Raw genomic sequence first — 17,540 nt, forward strand, 5'->3', positions numbered from 1 at the left:
GCGAAGTCGGCGAGAGGGCGGCCCAGCGGCTGGAGCTGTCGCGCCGCGCGCATCGAGTCCTGACGGGCCGCGTTCCGGCCGAGGTTCATCCGAAGCTCGCTCAGCCGCTGATCGGCGCGTGTCCGGGCTTCGGGGCGCCCCGCCTCGAGGTCGTAGGCGTATGCCGCCACGATGTCGGTGACGACGGAAGGCCCTCCGGATGACATCGCCACGACGCCGATGCGGCGGCGTGGCAGGAACGAGAGATGAGATCGTGTCGAGCTGTAGCTGCCGAAACGGCTGATCATCGGCTCGCCTTCATAGGCCCCGATGTCCCACCCTGAGGCCCACCCCTCGCGGTCGAAGTACGCGAATCGTCGAGCCTGCTCGCGTGTGTGCTTTGCGATGAGCCGATGGCTCAGGGCGACCGCTTCCGCCGGGAACACTCGTCGGCCGTCGATTCGGCCGCCATCCATCTGCACGATCGTCCAGCGCGCCAGATCGTGCAGCGTCGCCAGATGCCCTCCGGCCGAGTTCATCGTGGCGTCGGTCTTGAAGAAGGGCTCGGTGGCGTAGTGCCCATCCGAGAGGAGACGATGAGGCTTGGCGATCCGCTTGAGGTCGATCCCCGACACGCGCGCGTGCGTGTCCTTCATGCCGGAGGGCAGGAGGACGTTCCGCTCGAGGAAAGCTCTCCAGCCCTCGGGTCGCCGAGCGTCGATCACCATGGCCGCGACGTTGTAGCCGAGGTTGCCGTAGATCAGGTCGCGGGTCGGCCTCGGTTCGGAGGCCGCGAGCAGCTCGGGCCATTGGGCTTCGGGGATGGCCCCGGTGAATGCCGCGCTCATCACCACGGCGCCATCGTCGAGGCCGTGAGTGTGGGAAAGGAAATGCGCGAGCGTCAGCGTGTCGGCACGCACCGCGGGATGCCAGCGTGCGTGAGGCAGCAGTGTGGCGATCGGAGTGTCGAAGCGTAGTGCTCCCTGGTTCGCCAGGAGGGCCATGCCGAATCCGGTGAATGACTTGGTCGTCGAGGCCAGGTACCACAGGGTGCTGTCGCCTGCCGGCACCCCGGCGGTCACGTCGGCATGGCCGTGAGATTTTGCATGGATCGTGCGCCCGTTCTGGGTGATCGCCACTCCGAGGGCCGGAGCGAGACCGAGGGCCACCGCTCGAGCGGCGAGCGAGTCGACCGCGCCGGCGATCATGGCGGCGCTCGGGCGCGCGGCTTCGGCGGAAGCCGGAGGACCGAGGAACAGGATGCCGAATGTGAGCGATACCGAGAGGCGCTTCATGAGATCTCCACCCGTCGTCTGATCGAATGGCGGGCAGTGTGGCGCGAGATCAGCGGGGCGTTCTTGTACGAACGCAACCATGCCGCGCCGAGGCGAACCCGCGTGCATCGGGGGTATCGATCCAGCCGGACACGCTTCGCAGGGCCCGCGGAGTCAACCCGGTGGTCGCTCGGATCTGCCGGTTCATGTGGGGCTGGTCGTAGTAGCCGGCGTCGAGCGCCAGCGCCGCCAGCGGGCCTTTGGCCTCGAGCAGAGAACGGGCCGCGCGCTGGACCCGAAGCCGCGTCCGATAGGTGGTGGGCGATACACCGAACCGAGCTCGAAAGCGGCGTGCAAGATAGACGGGGTGCACACCCATGCGGCGCGCGAGCGCGGCAATTGGCGTCGACTCGCGCTCGAGCGCGACTCGAACCTCCATGAGCCACGACGTCGGCGGAGCCTCGGCCGGGAGCCTGAATGACAGCGCCGCCACGCTGCGGTGCACGAGTTCGTCCGCGGCTCTTGGGTTTGGCGGGGCGTCGCGATCCAGAAGGGAGAGCATCTTGAGCAGCGTGCGGCACGAAGGTCCAGCATGCTCCCATCGGATCGATGCGTGTGGCATCGAGATGCTCCAACGGTGTCGATGGTCTGGCGGAAGCTCGATCTGGAGCGTGCACGCCCCAGCTGGGCCGAACTCGTTCTCATGCTCGACGCCTGCGGGTTTCGCGACGACGCTCAGCGATGCCGCTCGCTCCTCCCCGCCTTCGCTGCTCTCCCTGAGCTCCCCGCGCAGCACGAGCGTGATCGAATCGCGGGAATGAGCATGCGGGAGCTGGCGCGTGCCGGGGGCGTACTCGATGAGCCGCAGCGCACAGTCGCTCGTGCCCAGATGCCACACGATCCGTTGCTTCACGGGTCAGGACTTCCGGAAGTCGAGGCTCGCGGAGTTGATGCAGTAGCGCAGGCCGGTGGGTCCTGGACCGTCGTCGAAGAGGTGGCCGAGATGCCCGCCGCACTTCGCGCACCGGACCTCCGTGCGCACCATGCCATGGCTCGTGTCCTCACGCTCCTCGATCCGCCCCTCGACCATGGCGCGTGTATAGGACGGCCATCCGCAGCCTGAGTCGTACTTGTCGGCGGAGGTGAAGAGCTCCGTCCCACACCCGGCGCAGACGTAGGTGCCGTCATCCTTGCGGTTCCAATGCTCGCCCGTGAAGGCTCGCTCCGTTTGGCCTTGGCGAAGCACGGCGTACTGCATCGGGCTGAGGGCCTGCTTCCACTCGTCGTCGGTCTTCACGTGACCTCCCCTCCGGGATCCGAAAGCGGACGAGGACGCAGCCCGCCTCATCCCCACAAGCCGCGCGTGATCTCCTGGAATCGTCGATCCGCGTGAAAGGACTCCCAAAATGGGAGAGTCTTGGCCCACAGCACGAGCGGATCGCGCTCGAGCACGGCGCGCTCGCACCAGCGAATCGATTCGTCGGCGAGTCCCCCGGAGCGCGCGGTGATGGCGAGCCAGCTGGGGGCGACGTAATCGAGCCTCGATCGCGCCTCGAGCTCGTCGTGGCATGCGCGGGCGAGATCGATCCGTCCCGCCCGGCCATAGGTCCAACCGAGCAAACCGACCGCCCACTGGTGGCGGCCGGACCCTCCGAGCAGCGCGGGAGCCTGCTGGAAGGCCTGCTCGTAGTGACCCGCCCAAGCGTGGGCGCGCACCAGGGTCCATTGGGCGAAGAAGGACTCGTCGTCGAGAGCCACCGCGCGCTCGGCCTCGACGATGGAGTCCTCGTGTCGGCCGGCGATCCCGAGCAGGTACGAGCGCATCGCCGCCACCCATGAGTTCAGCGGATCGTCCTCCACCGCTCGCTCCAGCTCCGCCAGCGCATCCGCCATTGGCATCGCGAGCCGAATGGCCCGCCAGAGTCCGCGCTGGGCGCGTGCCTGTGAGTGGCGCGGATCGAGGGTCAGCGCGCGGATGTAGAGCTCCTCCGATCGTGCGAAATCGCGCTCGTACTGTTCTGCCACGGACGCCAGCGTCATCCAGGCATGGACCATTCGGTCATCGATCGCCAGAGCACGCTCGGCCAGGTCCTTCGCCCTGGGCATCACCTCGCTGGGCTTGGCGCCGAACGTGCCCATCAGCCGATAGGAGTCCGCCAGCCACGCCAGGGCTTCGGTGTACTGTGGATCGAGCGCGATGGCCCGCTCGAAACACGCCGCGGCCTGAGGCAGGAATCGTCCTCGTCGTGTCTGCAGGGCGCGGCCGCGAAGCAGCAGCTCGTAGGCTTCGAGATTCCTGGTGCCGCCCCGCGCTCGGGCTCGCTCCTTGTCGGCGTGCATGTCCCCGCGCAGCCGCGTGGCGATGGTGTTCGCGATCTCCTCCTGCACGGCGAATACGTCGGTCATCTCGCGGTCGTATCGCTCCGACCAGAGCTGGTATCCGTCCGCGGCGTTGACCATCTGCACCGTGATGCGAAGCCGCGAGCCGGAGCGCCGCACGGTGCCTTCGAGCACCGTGCCGACATCGAGTTTCTCGGCAACCTGCCGCAGATCCTGACGCTGCCCTTTGAACGCGAAGCACGATGTGCGCGCCGCGACCCGCAAGCCTTCGACTTGCGCCAGCGCGTTCAGGATCTCGTCGGTGACGCCGTCGGAGAAGTAGTCATCGTCCGATCCCCCCTGGTTCTCGAACGGCAGCACGGCAATCGACTTCTCGCGTCTCGCGGTTCCCTGCGTGGAACCGGAAGCAATCGCCTCCAGCTCCAACCGCACGTCGCGGATGTCGCGTGGCCGGGCCTCCGTCTCCTTGCGAAGCGAACGCCGCAGGATCTCTCGCATCGCTGCAGGCGTTCCCGCGGGCAGCGCCGACCAATCCGGCTCGCGCTCGAGGATCTTCGCGATCAGGTCGGACGCGGTGGCGCCCGTGAAGGCTGGGCGACCGGCCAGGCACTCGTAGAGAACGCACCCGAACGACCACACGTCGCTGCGCCGATCCACCGACAGTCCCCTCGCCTGCTCGGGACTCATGTAGGCCGCGGTCCCGAGGATCACACCCGCCACGGTCCCGGCGGCGATCGTGGGCGACTGCGTGAGGTCGGCGCCGACCGTGGCCCCGGAGTCCGACTTCGCGAGACCGAAATCGAGGACCTTGGCGGTTCCCGAGGACGTGATCATCACGTTGCCGGGCTTCAGGTCACGATGGATGATCCCGCGCTCGTGCGCGGCCTCGATTGCCGCGGCCACCTGGATGCCGAGAATCAGCGCATCGCGAATCGGCAGCGGGCCACGAGCGAGTCGCTGGGCGAGCGTCTCCCCCTCGACGAGCTCGAGGACGAGATAGGGCGCGCCGTCGGACTCCTCGAGCCCATAAATGGTGGCGACATTGGAGTGGTTGAGGGCCGCGAGCGTCTGGGCCTCGCGGCGGAAGCGCGACAGGCGATCGGCGTCCCGGATGAACGCCTCGGGCAACGCCTTGATCGCGACGTCGCGCGACAGTCGCGTGTCGCGGGCACGGTACACCTCTCCCATGCCGCCCGCGCCGAGCCGGGCGACGATCTCGTAAGCGCCGAGGCGCGTGGTGGGAGTCAACGGCACCGGGCGAGTCTACCTCAAGGAGTTCACGATGGCGTCCCCGCGCGCTCGTACTCCATATACCGGGCGACGTCCGCGGCGACCGGTTCGCCGAACAGGCTTCTCACGACGTCGAGCGCCATGTCGATTCCGGCCGAGACGCCGGCCGACGTGACGATCCCATCCCGCACGACGCGCATGCCTCGCTGAACTCGAACCGCCGGGTCGACCTGTGCCAACAGGTCGAGGGCGGCCCAGTGCGTGGTCGCCTGCTTCCCCGCGAGCAAGCCCGCTCTGGCGAGCAGGAGCGCCCCGGTACAGACGGATGTGACGAGCTCGGCCTTTTCGGCGGCATCGCGAATCCAATCGATGACCGGCTCGTCGTTCAACAGGGTGCGAGTGCCGAAGCCCCCGGGAACGACGAGTAGGTTGATCGAGGGCGCGCTCGCGAAGTCGTGACGTGGAACGACGCGCAACCCGCCCGTCGCCGTCACCGTCTCGGTCGACGCAGCGAGGGTGAAGACGTGGAAGGGCGCCGAGTCATCGGAGCGCCGAGATTCGGGTCCGGGAACGAGCCGGGTGCGGGAGAACACCTCGAATGGGCCGGCAAAGTCGAGCACCTCGACGTCATCGAAGATCAAGATGCCGACGTTTCGTCTGTTCACTCGAAGTCCATGTCCAGTCCGACTCGTGCGCCCACGCCATTCACGTGGACGGCCTCGATCCATAGGCTTCCAAATTCGTCGAAGACGCGGCGCTGCAGCGAGCCTCCGTTGTAGTACACCTCTCCACTCAACCGCATGTTGCTTCTCAGTCGCACGGCCACCCCGCCGTACGTCTCCCAGGCGAAGTTGCCGTAGGTCGAGGTGGATTTCGAACCGGTGCGAAAGTCTTCGGCCTCGAGGGCCAGCCACTCGTAGCCGGCGCCAATGCCGAGCAGTGGCATCAGGAAGGACTTCTCCGTGAAATTGACCTGGAGGAATCCCATGAGTGGCACGAGTCGCGCGTCGACCCGCGCGAGCTCCGCGCGCGGCCCGACATCGGGCGGCATCTGCGTCGGCTGCTCCAGGCTCCTGCTCACCGATGCCAGCCCGGTCAGCAAGCCTCCATACAAATGTGGGGAGTAGTGCTTGGCGTAGCGCATTCCGACCATTGGGCTCGATCCGTTGGCTTCGATCGGCGCGAACGCTCCCCCATGCAGCTGGATCGACCAGACATTGGACGAAGCAGCCTGCGACATCGCGACGGACACATGCCCAATGACCATCCACAAGGCGAGCAACGACGCGAAGCCAATACGCGGGTACGCAGGTCGCGGCCCTCGCATGACACGGCTCGACACCAGGAGCGCCGCCATGGCTAGAACAGGATGTCCAGACCCACTCTCGCCCCCACTCCGTTCATGTCGACTGCCTCGCGCAAATTGAGGCCGCTCGGATCCAGGACGTCACGCTCGAGCTTTGCGCCGTTGTAGAAGAGCTCGACGTCGACGCGGAGCTTCGGGTCCAATCGCATGCCGAACCCGCCCCAGCTCTCCCACGCCCAGTTCGCGTACGACGACTTGGTTTCCTGAAGGGTGCGGTAGTCGTTCGCGACCAGGCTGATCCACTCGTAGCCGGCGGCAATTCCCACATAGGGCACGAGGAAGCGCTTCTCGGTGACGTTCACCTGAAGGAACGCCATCAGCGGCACCAGATGTCCGTCGAGGCGCGCGAGCACCAGGTGAGGCTTGAGCCCTGGGAGTCCGTCGACGGGTTGCTCGAGATTCTTCCTCCTGAAGGTCCAGCCGGTCAGCACGCCCCCCTGCAGGTGCTGGCCCAGAAGCCTTCCGAAGCGGAGCCCAACGGTGGGGCTCGGTGCATTCACGTCGATCGGCGCGAAGAGACCGCCATGCAGATGGAGCGAGTAGGCGCGTCTCTTCGTCTGGACTGCGGCGGAGGTCATGCGCTGAGGCGAGGTGGCTGGTGCGGAAGTCACGCGCGGGGCCGAGGTGGCTGGTGCGGAGGTCACCCGCGGGGCCGAGGTGGCTGGCGCGGGCGAGGGCGAGGGCGAGGGCGAGGGGATCGAGCTCACGGAGTCGCCTGCGGCCTGGGCGAGCGAATCGGAGGTCCCAATGCTCAGGAAGGTCGCCGCGAGCAGGCTTCCGGCGATCGACCAAGCAGGCAAGGACAAGAGGCGAACACCATGCGATGGAGCTGGCAAGCTGCGCTCAGCACGGAGCATGAAGATCCTCCAAGGGAGACACGTCGAGAGGCGGGAGGTCTGGACTGTGCTTCGGGCGGGGAATCTACCCTAAAGAGTTACTACACGCTTCGATCCCACCGATGTCCACGAAGCCGCTGCACGACCGCGGCGTCCAGCGGCTTCCCGTCACTTACGGCCAGGTTCGCATCGACATGCGAGCCCTTGCGCATGCCGGGAATGATCGTGGCGACGTCCGGATTTGCCAGGATGAATCGCAGGGCGAGCTCGGGCATGGTCATCCCCGCGGGGATGTCCGGCCGGAGTCGCTCCGCGTGCTCCACGCTCGCGCGCAGCTTGTCCCCCGCGAAGTAAATGTTGCGGAAATCCCCGTCGGGCCACGAGCTGTTCAAAGTGAGCGTGCCGGTCAGCGTCCCTTCGTCGAACGGGACACGCGCGATCACCGCGACCCCGAGCTCCCGACACACCGGATACAGCTCGTCCTCGGGTGCCTGGTCGAAGATGTTGTACACCACCTGCACCGCGTCGATCAGGCCGGTGCGCAGCGCTCGCAGGCCGTTCTGGGGCTCCCACCGGTTGACGCTGACGCCCACGGCGCGCACGAGCTTCTCCGCCTTCAATGAGTCGACCGCCCGCTGCCAGCGCGGGTCATCGGCCCATGCGTCACTCCAGGTGTGGAACTGCAGCAGATCGAGCGTGCTGACTCCGACGTTCTCGAGGCTCTTCTCGGCGAACTCTCGGATGTGATCCGCGGGATACGTGTCGTCCAGCGACATGTCCGAGGACGCAGGCCACTGGAGGTTCTTGGGAGGGATCTTGCTGGCGGTGTACAGACGCGCATCGGGTCGACTCCGCAGCAGCCGGCCGAGCAGACGTTCGCTGTGTCCCCGGCCGTAGGCCCACGCGGTATCGAAGAAGTTGCACCCGAGGTCGACGGCGTGCTCGAGCGACGCCATGGATTCCTCGTCGTTCGAGCCGGTCCAGGCGCCCATGCCCCACATCCCGTAGCCAACTTCGCTGACGCTCCATCCGGTTCGGCCGAACGTTCGGTAGTGCATGGGGCTCCTCGGGGCTGGCGAATCTACCTCAGGAGGCCCCGCGCGGCCCGCCGCGAAGCCCTTAACCCATTGCAGGCCAAAAGTCGGCGGATCGGCTGCAACAATATCTGGCGTGGCAAGGTATATGGTAGTGCCATGGGCCACGGGAAGCAGAGCGAGAACGGCGACGGCCGGAGCATCGAGCGGGAGCTCAGGCGCGGTTCTCTCGAGCTCATCGTCCTTCACCTGCTGTCGACGGGTGAGGCATACGGCTACGAGATCGTGACGAAGCTGAGGGATCGCACCCGGGGCGCCCTCGAGATCACCGACGGAACGCTGTACCCGGTTCTCTATCGCCTCGAACGCGGCGGCTTCGTCTCCGTGCGTTGGGAGACGCCGCAGCGCGGAGTGCCGCGCAAGTACTACCGGCTCACCCCCGAGGGAACGGTCCAGCTCAAGCGCCTGAGCCGTGAGTGGACGACTTTTGCCGAAGCGATGACCCGATTGATCCAGGAGAGACCGGAGGAATCATGAAACCCGAAGACATCTACGTGCAGCAGGTTCTCATTCACATCCTCCCCGGTCCGGTTCGCGACCAGATCGAAGCGGAGCTTCGCGGACACATCGCCGATCGGATCGAGCCAGGAGGCAGCGTGGAAGAAGCGATTCGTCAGCTCGGTGATCCCAAGGTGCTCGCCGAGTCCTACCTCGCCGCCTTGCCGATGCGCAAGCCGCCGCACGTCCGCCGCGGACTGGCGAAAGTCGTGGACCTCGTCCTGGTGCTCCTGCTGCCGTGCATCGTCTTTCTGGTGTGGTGGACCACCGCCGCGCACCAACCGTCGGAACCGGTGTGGATCGGCTTCGCGGCCGCCTACCTCATCGCGCTCGGGTTCTCGTGCTGGTATCCCATTCTCACCGAGTACGCTTCCGGTCAGACGTTGGGCAAGCGTCTCTTCGGCCTGCAGGTCGTGACCGAGAAAGGCGCCCGGATCGGGATCGGTCAGGCCATCGTCCGCCAGCTGCCGCTCTTCCTGCAGGTCTTCACCATCGACGCGCTCTTCGCGCTGTTCACCGACCGTCGCCAGCGCGCGTTCGAGATGCTGTCGAAGACGCGCGTGGTCGACGTGAGCGAGGCGGCTCAGCCGGCCCACACGGTGGCGACGGCGATGGTGTAGCCGGTCCGCCTAGCGTGCCACGACGACCTTCATGACCGCGCTCCGTGCGCCGTGGCGGAGGCGTACGAAATACATCCCGGGCCGGATGCGCTCCCCCTGGCCCAGGCTGACGGAATGCGGGCCCGGCCGGAAGGCGCCCAGATCACGATGCGCGACCCGCCGACCCGCCAAGTCGTAGAGCTCCACCGTGCCAGGTCGCGTCGCCGGCAGCTCGAACGACACCAGGACGCGGGAGTCGGCAGGATTCGGAAGCGCCCCACGCAACGCGAAGGCGAACCTCCGCTCTCCCACGCCGACGGATGACGAGATCGTCGTCTGCGCGTCCGGTTCTCCGGGTGCGGTTTCGGTCAGGAGCGTCGAATCACGCGCGACGCTGTAGAACGCATAGGAGTGCCCCGGTGCGCCGGAGAAATAGCCCGAGGTCTGAGGCACGCGGTCCAGCCAGACGCTGTCGGGCCCTCCATCCACCGAGACGTGGATGGTGTAGTCCTTCACGCCGGATCCGGCATCGTTTCCCCCCCAGGTCACCGGGATGCTGAGCGTCTGGGTCACCGCGGGCAGGGCGCCGACGGCGCTCGTCGGTGGCGTGGCGTCGAAGGCGTTCGTCCACACCGGAGTCAGGATCGCTTCGTTGGTGTCGAACACGATCGACGCTCGGTTCCCGACGACGGTGCCCGTCATCATGCCGCTCTTCGGCTGGACGGTGTACTGGACGCTGCCCTCTCCCTGCGGCGGGGTGATGTTGGGCGGCAGGAAGCCCGCGAACGGATCCTCGGGCGGTGCGCCGGTGTCGGGATCGATGGACGACAGGCGCCAGGTGAGGACACCTGCGGCGGTATCCAGCCGCACGTCGGCTCTCACGACCAGGTTCGTGGTGGGCCTCAGGTCGAGCGCGCCGAGGTATGACGTCGAGCCCGGCGGAGGCGTGAGCACGTGGGTGCCGAACCGAATGGGACCCAGCGCCACGGTCGACACGTCGACTTTGGTGGTGTCCAGGGTGTCCGCGACGACGACCTCCTGCGCCGGCGCCGTCGCGGTCTCGAGGTTCTCGAAATAGATCGCGTACGGGAGCGGCTCCGAATTGCGCACGAATCGCGCGATGCCGATCCCGCTCGGACCCGCTTTGTCGTTCGGGTCGTGTCCGGTCACGGCGGACACGATCAGCGCCGACTCGCCGTCGCGGGTGAAGATGCTGGAACATTCGTGGAGGGCCTGACCGAAGTCCCAGCCGCACATGAAGGCGTTGAAGACCTTGAGGGCGTTCGGGAGATCCTCGACCACGCACTCGATGATCGTCTCAAAGGCGCCGACCGTGACCGTGACGACGGTTTCGATCATGGAGATCGCGACGCTCGCCTCTTCTTCATCCGGGTCGACGATGTCGAGGCCGGTTCCCGAGACGGAGAGCACGGTCTCGAAATAGAGCGCCACGAGTTGGGTGATGCACGCCCCGCCAGGAGGAACGAATATGCCGCCGCACTGGAGCACCGCCTCCATCAAGGCGATGTAGCACTCGAGCATCTGGGGGGTGACGCCGGGGGTGTAGAAGGCCGGGTTGACCCAGGTCTTCAGAGGAATGCTGCCCGGGGCGTTCGTTTGCACGGTGACGCGCATTCGCACCGAGGCCCCGGGAGGCACACGCGGCAGGATGACGGGAAGTATCGAGCTGTTCGATGGGCCATACGTCTTCGGGAAGCTGTTGTAGTCGATCGGGGATGCCCCCGGGACCGTGGGCGATGGCGCGAATCCCGGACCGAACGACGAGCCCGAGGGCAGACCGCCGATGTAGGCCGGCACGCCGACCGCGTCCACGTTGCCGTTGTTGGTGAAGACGAATTCGTACGACGCCGGCCGGCCGACGCGAATGACGGGCCTCCCCACGATCTGCACCGAGACCCAGGCCGGTTGCACCGGCTCGACCGTGAACCCGCCGGGGAGCGTCACCGTGGTTCCATCGGCGCCTTGCACGACCACGTCCCATGCTCCAAGGGCCTTTCCCGTGAGATCGAACTTGACGCCGAAGCCGATGCCGAGCGGGCTGATGCCGAGAAGGGTGCCCGGGACCTGGCTGGCGCCGCGAACGAGCTTGGCGGTCAGCCCGGGGAAGAATCCCGCGCCGTGCACCACGCAGCTCACGGTTCCCTGGCCGCCGCGGTTGGGGGTCACCGAGGTGATGGCGAGCGGACCGGTCGAGAGGATCATCGCCGTGTCGGTGTAGGTCGGCGAGAACTGGAGGCTCCCTCCCAGGTTGAGACCCTCATAGGAGGTGAACGTGCCCGTCCGCGAGCCGTACTTGAGCACGACGAAGGGCGTCGCCGCGGGCGGCACGAATCCTCCGAGCAGCGCGACCTGGAGCGTTCCGCCGAGCACCACCTGGCCCGAGCACTGGAGCACGTCGTACTGGGTGATCGGCTGCGTGCCGGAGAGCTCGATGCGCACGCGGCCCGTGGAGGCTTGCACGACTTTTCCGTTGAAGCTCAACCTGCCGGGCGACGCTCCCGGGCTGATGGTGCCGGCGTTGGTGATGTCGGGGCCCGATGAGCTGATGGTCCCCGATCCACGCAGGGTTCCCGCGATGTCGTTGAGGAACGTCCCGCCGCTGATCGCGAACGTCCTCCCCGCCCCCACGCTCAGGGTGCCGCGGTTGGTGAAGCTCCCGGCGCCCGACTGGCTGAGCACGATGTCCCCGGTGGTCAGGGAGATCGTGCCGCCCACGTCGTTCAGCTGGGCCTTGGTGCCGTTGTCGAGGTAGAGCGAGTACTCCACGGTCATCGTTCCCTGGTTGACCATGGCCGCCTGGAGGTGTCGCTCGCCTCCGGTCCCGGGAAGCACGCGGAAGGTGCTCCCCGCGACGTTGGTCAGCGTGCCGCTGCCCGAGAGGTTCGACTGGAAGTTGCCGTCGATGGTGGTCAGCTCGAGCGCGCCACGGTTGGTCACCGGGCCGATGATGAGGTTGGCGCTCCCGCCGCTCGCCCCCAGCACCCGCAAGGTCGAGCCCGTCTCGTTGGTCAGCGACCCGTTGAGGGTGACGTTCCGGCGCGTCACCATCAGGCCGTTGTTCGTGATCGCCCCGTTCACCGTGACGTTGTTGAGGGTCAGCGTCGTCGTCGCCCCGTTGGTCAGCCCCTGCGGAACGTTGAGCGTCGAGGTCGTCGCGCTCACGCTCGCGAGGTTGAGCGTGAGGGCGGTGTTCAGGTTGGCGGTGAGGCTCGCGAGCGACAGGCTCCCTGCTCCAGAGATGGAACCGGTGTTCGTGAAGGCGCCGCCGCTGATCGACCAGGTGCGTCCCGAGGCCACGCTCACCGTGCCCTGGTTGTTGAAGCTCGGCGAGGCGCCGGATTGGGTGACGACGAGGTCCGCGCCGCTCAGGTCGTAGAGGCCGCCCACGTCGTTCAGCTGGCTTCCGGAGTTGTCGAGGTAGAGCACGCTCTCGAGCGACACGGTGCCCCGATTGGTCGTGGGGACCGAGAGATGTCGCTCGCCGCCGGTCCCGACCAGCACCCGGATCAACCCTCCGGTCTCATTCGTGAGCGGTCCGTTGCCCACCAGGTTCGACTGGAGGTTTCCCGTCACCGTCGTCATCTCGATGGTGCCGTGATTGGTGACGGCGCTCGCGAGCGTCGTGTAGGTGTTCGTTCCGGACCCGGCGAGGTTCCGCAGTGTCGCGCCGGCCTGGTTGATCAACCCACCGTTGAAGGTGCTGAATCCGTGAAGCACCGTGAGGCCCTGATTGGTCACCGACGCATTCACCGTGCAATTGGTCAGATCGAGCACGACGGTGGAAGCCGGCGAGAGCGAGCCGGCGATGGTCGTATTGTTGAGCGCCAGCGTTCCGGCTCCAGCGATCGTGCCGGAGTTCGAGAACGAGCCGGCACTGACGGAGAAGACCCGGGTGGCCCCGATCGTCATCGTCCCCTGATTGCTGAACGAGCCGCCCGACTGGCTGAGGACGAGATTGGTGTTGCCGACGTCGATCGTGCCCCCGACATCATTCAGGAAGCTCAGTCCGGTGTTGTCGAAGTAGGCCAGGTAGTCGAGCGTCACCATCCCCTGGTTGATGATGGGCACGGAAAGATGGCGCTCACCGCCGGTTCCCGGCAGCGTGCGGATCAGCCCCCCCGATGCGTTGGTGACCGGCCCCGCACCCGTAAGGTTCGATTGAAAGTTGCCATCGACCGCCGTCAGCTCGATCGTTCCCCGGTTGGTGAGCGGCCCCACCGTCAACATGGCGCTTCCCCCGGAGGCGCCGAGCACGCGCAGCGTGGCCCCGACCTCGACGTTGGTCTGGCCACTGAAGGTGCAGTTCCGGCGCGCCACCACCAGCGCCCGATCGGCGAGCCTCCCGCTCACCGTCGAGTTGATGAGGTCGAGAACCCCCGAAGGCGTTACCGAGATCGATTCCGTGACGGCCAGCGCGCGACCCGAGCCGAAGAGCGTCTGCTGTCCGGATCCCGCACCGACGAAGATCGCTGCGACGGACGGGTTGACGTCGAGCGTCACCGCATAGGTTCCGGGCAGGGTGATGAGCGCACGGTCGGAAGGTCCGGGCACCGAATTCGTGCTCCAGTTCCCGGGAGTGCTCCACGAGCCGCCCGCCGCGTTGATCCACGAGATGTCGGCGCCGAAGGACGGATCGGCGAATGCGACGCGAATAGCGATGAAGGCGAGCGTGAGGATCGTGGCGCGAGATCGCACGAGCGTGGATCGATGTCTGCGGCTGCATGCGTTCGCGCGCGTTCGAGCGCGGGGGTGCCCGAGCAGCATGTGCGACCTCGCGATGAGAGAGGCGAGGAACATCGCGTGATGGAACGCGGGCGTCGGAGCTTCGACGCTCGGGGCGGGAGTCTACGTCCTGGCCGGGAACCGGTACAGGATTACGTCAGAGGTGGTCTCACTGTCCCCGATGCGCGATCAGGTCGACCTCGACCCGGGCGCGGCCTTCGGGGATGACGATCTTCGGTCCGGGCATGGGCTCGTAAGTCGGATACAGCACCGTGAAGCCTCGGGCATGCTCGAACATGGGTCCCTCAAATGATCCCGGCCGCCTCGCCGTGAGCCTCACTTCGTAGCGAGAGTAGTTCCTGATCCGGCCCCGCCATCCGGCCTTCACCCAGGCGCCGCAATTGCACATCTGATCCGCATTCTCCCTGGGGACTGGCGCGAGCCCGGTGGGTTCACCCAACCGAGCGCCAAGGTCACGAAGCGAGTCGCACACGGCCGGCCAGGAAGCATGGTAGATGCGGTGGAGTTGCGGGACAGATCCAAACCAGCCGGTCGCACCCTCCGAGTAGCTCTCGATCACCAGCTCGAAGTCCTTCGGCAGCGCCACAACGTCCGCCTGCCGGCGCATGTCGTCCATGGGCTCCGATTCGCGCAGCCGGAACCAACCGGCAACGGCCAGGAGGACGACGAGCGACACCGACACGACGATGACGGGTCGAGCGAATCTACGGGCCGTCGTCATGGGCCGCCCCCTACGCCTATCCACTGATTCGGCTTGGGTCGATAGAGCCGCGTGGTGTCGGCGCTGGCCCGACTCAACTCCATCGAACGGGTGTTCCCTTCGATCACCCACTCCAACGCCATGGCCGTGTCGTCGAACCGAGCGCGGTAAGGAATGCGTCCGAGCCTGAATTGAACGGAGTCAGCGGACCAGGATTCGTTCCAGACTCCATGATTCTCGTTGCCGCTGCTGTAGAAATAGAGCTGGAGTGTCCCGTCGGTGCGCGGCTGGAAGACGAGCGTGATGGGATGGTCACGCCCGGCAGGGCCGTGGTAGACGCCGTCCCAGCGGCCGAAGAGCGGCGTTTCATGGTCGATGGGTGCGCGTCCGGGCCTCGTGGTGTCGGCACTCACGAACTGAAGCTCCGCCGCCTGGCTCCTGCCTGCGACCGTGGTCGTCATGTTCATCCTCGTGCCGTCGATGCGGGCGCGGTACTCGAAACCGATGATGGAGATGAACAGAGAGTCCCCGGCATGAGTGCCTTCGTCGAACGGCCCCATGTCCTCGCCATGAACATAGAGGTAGCCGCCGAGTGTGCTGTCGGCGCGTGGATGGCAGACGAGCGTGACATGGCGGTCGCCGCGCATTCCGTGGAGAGCGCCCTCCCAGCGGCCGGCGAGGGGTGACGCGAGCACGACGGGCGCGTGACGCTCGGGCCATGGCCAGGCCTGGACCGTGTACACGGCGCCCCATGTGATCCAGAGGCCCATCCCCAGACCCAGGACGAGTCGCGCGGCGCGCCGGCCTTTCAGGGCGCTGCGGGCGAGATACGAGATCAGCCCATAGATCAGCCCATTGACCAGAATGGCCACGAAGAAGAAGAAACCGAAGCTGAAGAGCCCGACCATTCCGATGATCTGGACCAGCGGCATCCCGACGACGTAGCCAGGGGACAGAATCGTGAAGGCCAGCCTGAGCACCCACGGGAACTCGTCCACGCGGCCGGCCGCGAGGAACGCTGGGATCAAGCCGATGGCGAACGCAGCTGCATCGATCAGTCGGGACTTCACCTCTTCCCTCCTCGAGCCGTGCCCATCCGGGACGCCTCCAGGGGGTAGTTATCGTCACCGGGCGACCGTCATTTGATCGGATGCCTTCGCTGAGCTGCGGCCGGGAAGACCTGGCGCGACCTCGAATCGCGCAGCGAGTATCCTGCTGGCCGTGAACCTGAGCGAGTGGCTCGATCTCAAGGCGCTGGGCACCACCGCGGTGGCGTTCCTGCCACGGTTGCTGGTGGCGGCGATCATCCTCTTCCTCTTCTGGGTCGCCTTCAGGACCTCCCGAGCCGCGCTGCGCAACATCATGCTCCGTGCCCGTTTCGAAGAGGCACTGATCGATCTCCTGATCGACAACATCTATCGCTCGGCGTTGATCGTGATTGCGGTGGTGATCGCGGCGGGGCAGGTGGGCATCAATATCCTGCCGGCGCTCGCGGGGCTCGGGGTGGTGGGGATCGCGCTGGGATTCGCAGCGCAGGATTCGGTCGCCAACATGATATCCGGGTTCCTGATCTTCTGGGACAAACCGTTCCGAGTCGGTGACTACGTCAGCCTCCAGGACCAATACGGACGGGTCACCGAGATCACCCTGCGCACCACGCGCGTGCGGACGCCGGCCAATAGCTACGTGGTCATCCCGAACCGCAAGATCATCGAGTCGACTCTTGTGAACCACAGCAAGCATGGCGGCATGCGCATCGAGGTTCCGGTGACCATCGCCGGCAGCGAGAGCGTGGCCGATGCCCGGCGCGCGTTGCTCGACGGCATCACCGGCATCGAGGGAGTCGTCGACGAGCCGAATCCGGACGTGGTCGTGAAAGCGCTCGGGACGATGGGAACCGACCTCCTGCTCCGAGTGTGGATCGACGACGCGGCGCTCGAGCGGCCTGTGTTCTACCGCGTCACCGAGGCGGCCAAGGAGGCGCTTGAACGAGCCGGACTGGAAACCCCGTCGCCCCAGATCCAATTGCTCGTCGACCAGGCGCAGACGCTGTTGAAGCCGGCCCCCGAGCGGCGCGGCTCGGTTCAGGCCGACGCCGAGGACGAGTAGGCCAGGCGCCGGTCGCCTTCAATCTCCCCCTGGCGGAGTGGGAGGAGACGGCGCCGTCTCCACTCCCGCCTCGATCTTCTCCAGCGGCCGGTTCAGATCACCTGGCCTCCCCGCCGTCACGGCCCCGCCGTACTCGACCCGCGACTGAACGTCCGGATCGCCCCAGTAAGTGATCAATCCCCCTTGCTCGATCCTGGCCTGCAAGCTGACCGTGGGCTTGGTGAAGATCCCTCCGCCATGACGCACGCCTGCGCGCACGGCTTTCGCGTTCATCGAGCGCATGTCCAGCCTGCCGCCGCTCTCCACCATGCCGAGGAGCTTCTCTTGTGATGGGAAGCTCCCCACGGTGCGCAGCGTGCCGCCATGCATGACCTTGAGCTTGTCGATCGCTGGCGTCTGCACCTCGATCACCATCTCCCGTTCGTCACGACACTGGCCATGAGGACCCCGGATCAGCAGCTCGCCGTCTTCGACGGTGACGCTCGAGCACTCCCGCCGGCCTTTCACCAGCGTGACGCGCTGAGTGGAGCCGTGGCGCACGATCACCTCGCCGCCATCCTGCAGCTGGATGGATCGAAAGGCGGCGACCGAGAAGACGCTCTGAGCGGTGCTCCCCGGCGCCGCGGTGAGCATTGGGGCCCACGCGACCAACAGCACGAGGCCGGCCTTACCCGATGGACTCCGCATGGCTCCCTCCTTCGTCTGGCGCGTTACTTCAAGGAGTTGGACGGCCGGTGCCCGCCGAAGGTTG

15 protein-coding genes are annotated in these 17,540 nt (G+C 66.6%); 3 read left to right on the forward strand and 12 right to left on the reverse strand.

The window, feature by feature from the left end:
- The 8 genes from VFQ05_01905 to VFQ05_01940 all read right to left on the reverse strand — a co-directional run.
- Window positions 1–1,274: serine hydrolase (locus VFQ05_01905; protein ID HET9325505.1), on the reverse strand; the 1,274-nt coding region annotated here is incomplete at its 3' end.
- A gap of 49 nt (window positions 1,275–1,323) precedes the next feature.
- Entirely contained in the window at window positions 1,324–2,166 is an 843-nt protein-coding gene (locus VFQ05_01910; GenBank protein HET9325506.1) for a helix-turn-helix domain-containing protein, read from the reverse strand.
- Between the two features lie 3 nt (window positions 2,167–2,169).
- Window positions 2,170–2,601 carry a peptide-methionine (R)-S-oxide reductase MsrB gene (gene msrB / locus VFQ05_01915; protein ID HET9325507.1) on the reverse strand — a complete coding sequence of 144 codons (432 nt, stop codon included), beginning with the start codon at window positions 2,599–2,601 and terminating at the stop codon, window positions 2,170–2,172.
- On the reverse strand, window positions 2,598–4,847 hold the full coding sequence (locus tag VFQ05_01920; GenBank protein HET9325508.1) for a protein kinase: 2,250 nt from the start codon (window positions 4,845–4,847) through the stop codon (window positions 2,598–2,600). Before VFQ05_01920 ends, msrB begins: the two co-directional genes overlap by 4 nt.
- 23 nt (window positions 4,848–4,870) lie before the next feature.
- Window positions 4,871–5,488 carry a DJ-1/PfpI family protein gene (locus VFQ05_01925; GenBank protein HET9325509.1) on the reverse strand — a complete coding sequence of 206 codons (618 nt, stop codon included), beginning with the start codon at window positions 5,486–5,488 and terminating at the stop codon, window positions 4,871–4,873.
- Window positions 5,485–6,075 carry a hypothetical protein gene (locus VFQ05_01930; protein HET9325510.1) on the reverse strand — a complete coding sequence of 197 codons (591 nt, stop codon included), beginning with the start codon at window positions 6,073–6,075 and terminating at the stop codon, window positions 5,485–5,487. The genes VFQ05_01925 and VFQ05_01930 overlap by 4 nt, the downstream gene beginning before the upstream one ends.
- Before the next feature lie 107 nt (window positions 6,076–6,182).
- On the reverse strand, window positions 6,183–6,767 hold the full coding sequence (locus tag VFQ05_01935; protein ID HET9325511.1) for a hypothetical protein: 585 nt from the start codon (window positions 6,765–6,767) through the stop codon (window positions 6,183–6,185).
- 359 nt (window positions 6,768–7,126) lie between these two features.
- Complete coding sequence (locus tag VFQ05_01940; protein ID HET9325512.1) at window positions 7,127–8,083, reverse strand: aldo/keto reductase; 957 nt, start codon at window positions 8,081–8,083, stop codon at window positions 7,127–7,129.
- Window positions 8,084–8,218: 135 nt separating this feature from the next.
- Between VFQ05_01940 and VFQ05_01945 the strand changes: the two genes are divergently transcribed.
- Together VFQ05_01945 and VFQ05_01950 are read left to right on the forward strand one after the other, a co-directional pair.
- On the forward strand, window positions 8,219–8,596 hold the full coding sequence (locus tag VFQ05_01945) for a helix-turn-helix transcriptional regulator (GenBank protein ID HET9325513.1): 378 nt from the start codon (window positions 8,219–8,221) through the stop codon (window positions 8,594–8,596).
- A complete protein-coding gene (locus VFQ05_01950; protein ID HET9325514.1) occupies window positions 8,593–9,237 on the forward strand; it encodes an RDD family protein in 645 nt (214 codons plus the stop codon). Before VFQ05_01945 ends, VFQ05_01950 begins: the two co-directional genes overlap by 4 nt.
- Before the next feature lie 9 nt (window positions 9,238–9,246).
- On the opposite strand, the gene VFQ05_01955 is transcribed toward VFQ05_01950, so the two are convergent.
- From VFQ05_01955 to VFQ05_01965, 3 genes are all read right to left on the reverse strand, one after another.
- The gene (locus tag VFQ05_01955; GenBank protein HET9325515.1) at window positions 9,247–13,932 is read right to left on the reverse strand and encodes a T9SS type A sorting domain-containing protein; all 4,686 of its coding nucleotides are present in this window, start codon (window positions 13,930–13,932) and stop codon (window positions 9,247–9,249) included.
- Window positions 13,933–14,128: 196 nt separating this feature from the next.
- Complete coding sequence (locus VFQ05_01960; protein ID HET9325516.1) at window positions 14,129–14,701, reverse strand: hypothetical protein; 573 nt, start codon at window positions 14,699–14,701, stop codon at window positions 14,129–14,131.
- Complete coding sequence (locus VFQ05_01965) at window positions 14,698–15,750, reverse strand: hypothetical protein (protein HET9325517.1); 1,053 nt, start codon at window positions 15,748–15,750, stop codon at window positions 14,698–14,700. Before VFQ05_01965 ends, VFQ05_01960 begins: the two co-directional genes overlap by 4 nt.
- Before the next feature lie 151 nt (window positions 15,751–15,901).
- Here VFQ05_01965 and VFQ05_01970 point away from each other — a divergent pair, with 151 nt between their 5' ends.
- Window positions 15,902–16,789 (forward strand): mechanosensitive ion channel, encoded by an 888-nt coding sequence (locus VFQ05_01970; GenBank protein HET9325518.1) that lies wholly within the window; start codon window positions 15,902–15,904, stop codon window positions 16,787–16,789.
- Between the two features lie 18 nt (window positions 16,790–16,807).
- Here VFQ05_01970 and VFQ05_01975 read toward each other — a convergent pair whose 3' ends face one another.
- Complete coding sequence (locus tag VFQ05_01975; GenBank protein HET9325519.1) at window positions 16,808–17,476, reverse strand: DUF2807 domain-containing protein; 669 nt, start codon at window positions 17,474–17,476, stop codon at window positions 16,808–16,810.
- Between the last annotated feature and the right edge of the window lie 64 nt (window positions 17,477–17,540).

The sequence above is a fragment of the Candidatus Eisenbacteria bacterium genome (genome assembly GCA_035712145.1).
GTDB lineage: Bacteria > Eisenbacteria > RBG-16-71-46 > RBG-16-71-46 > RBG-16-71-46 > DASTBI01.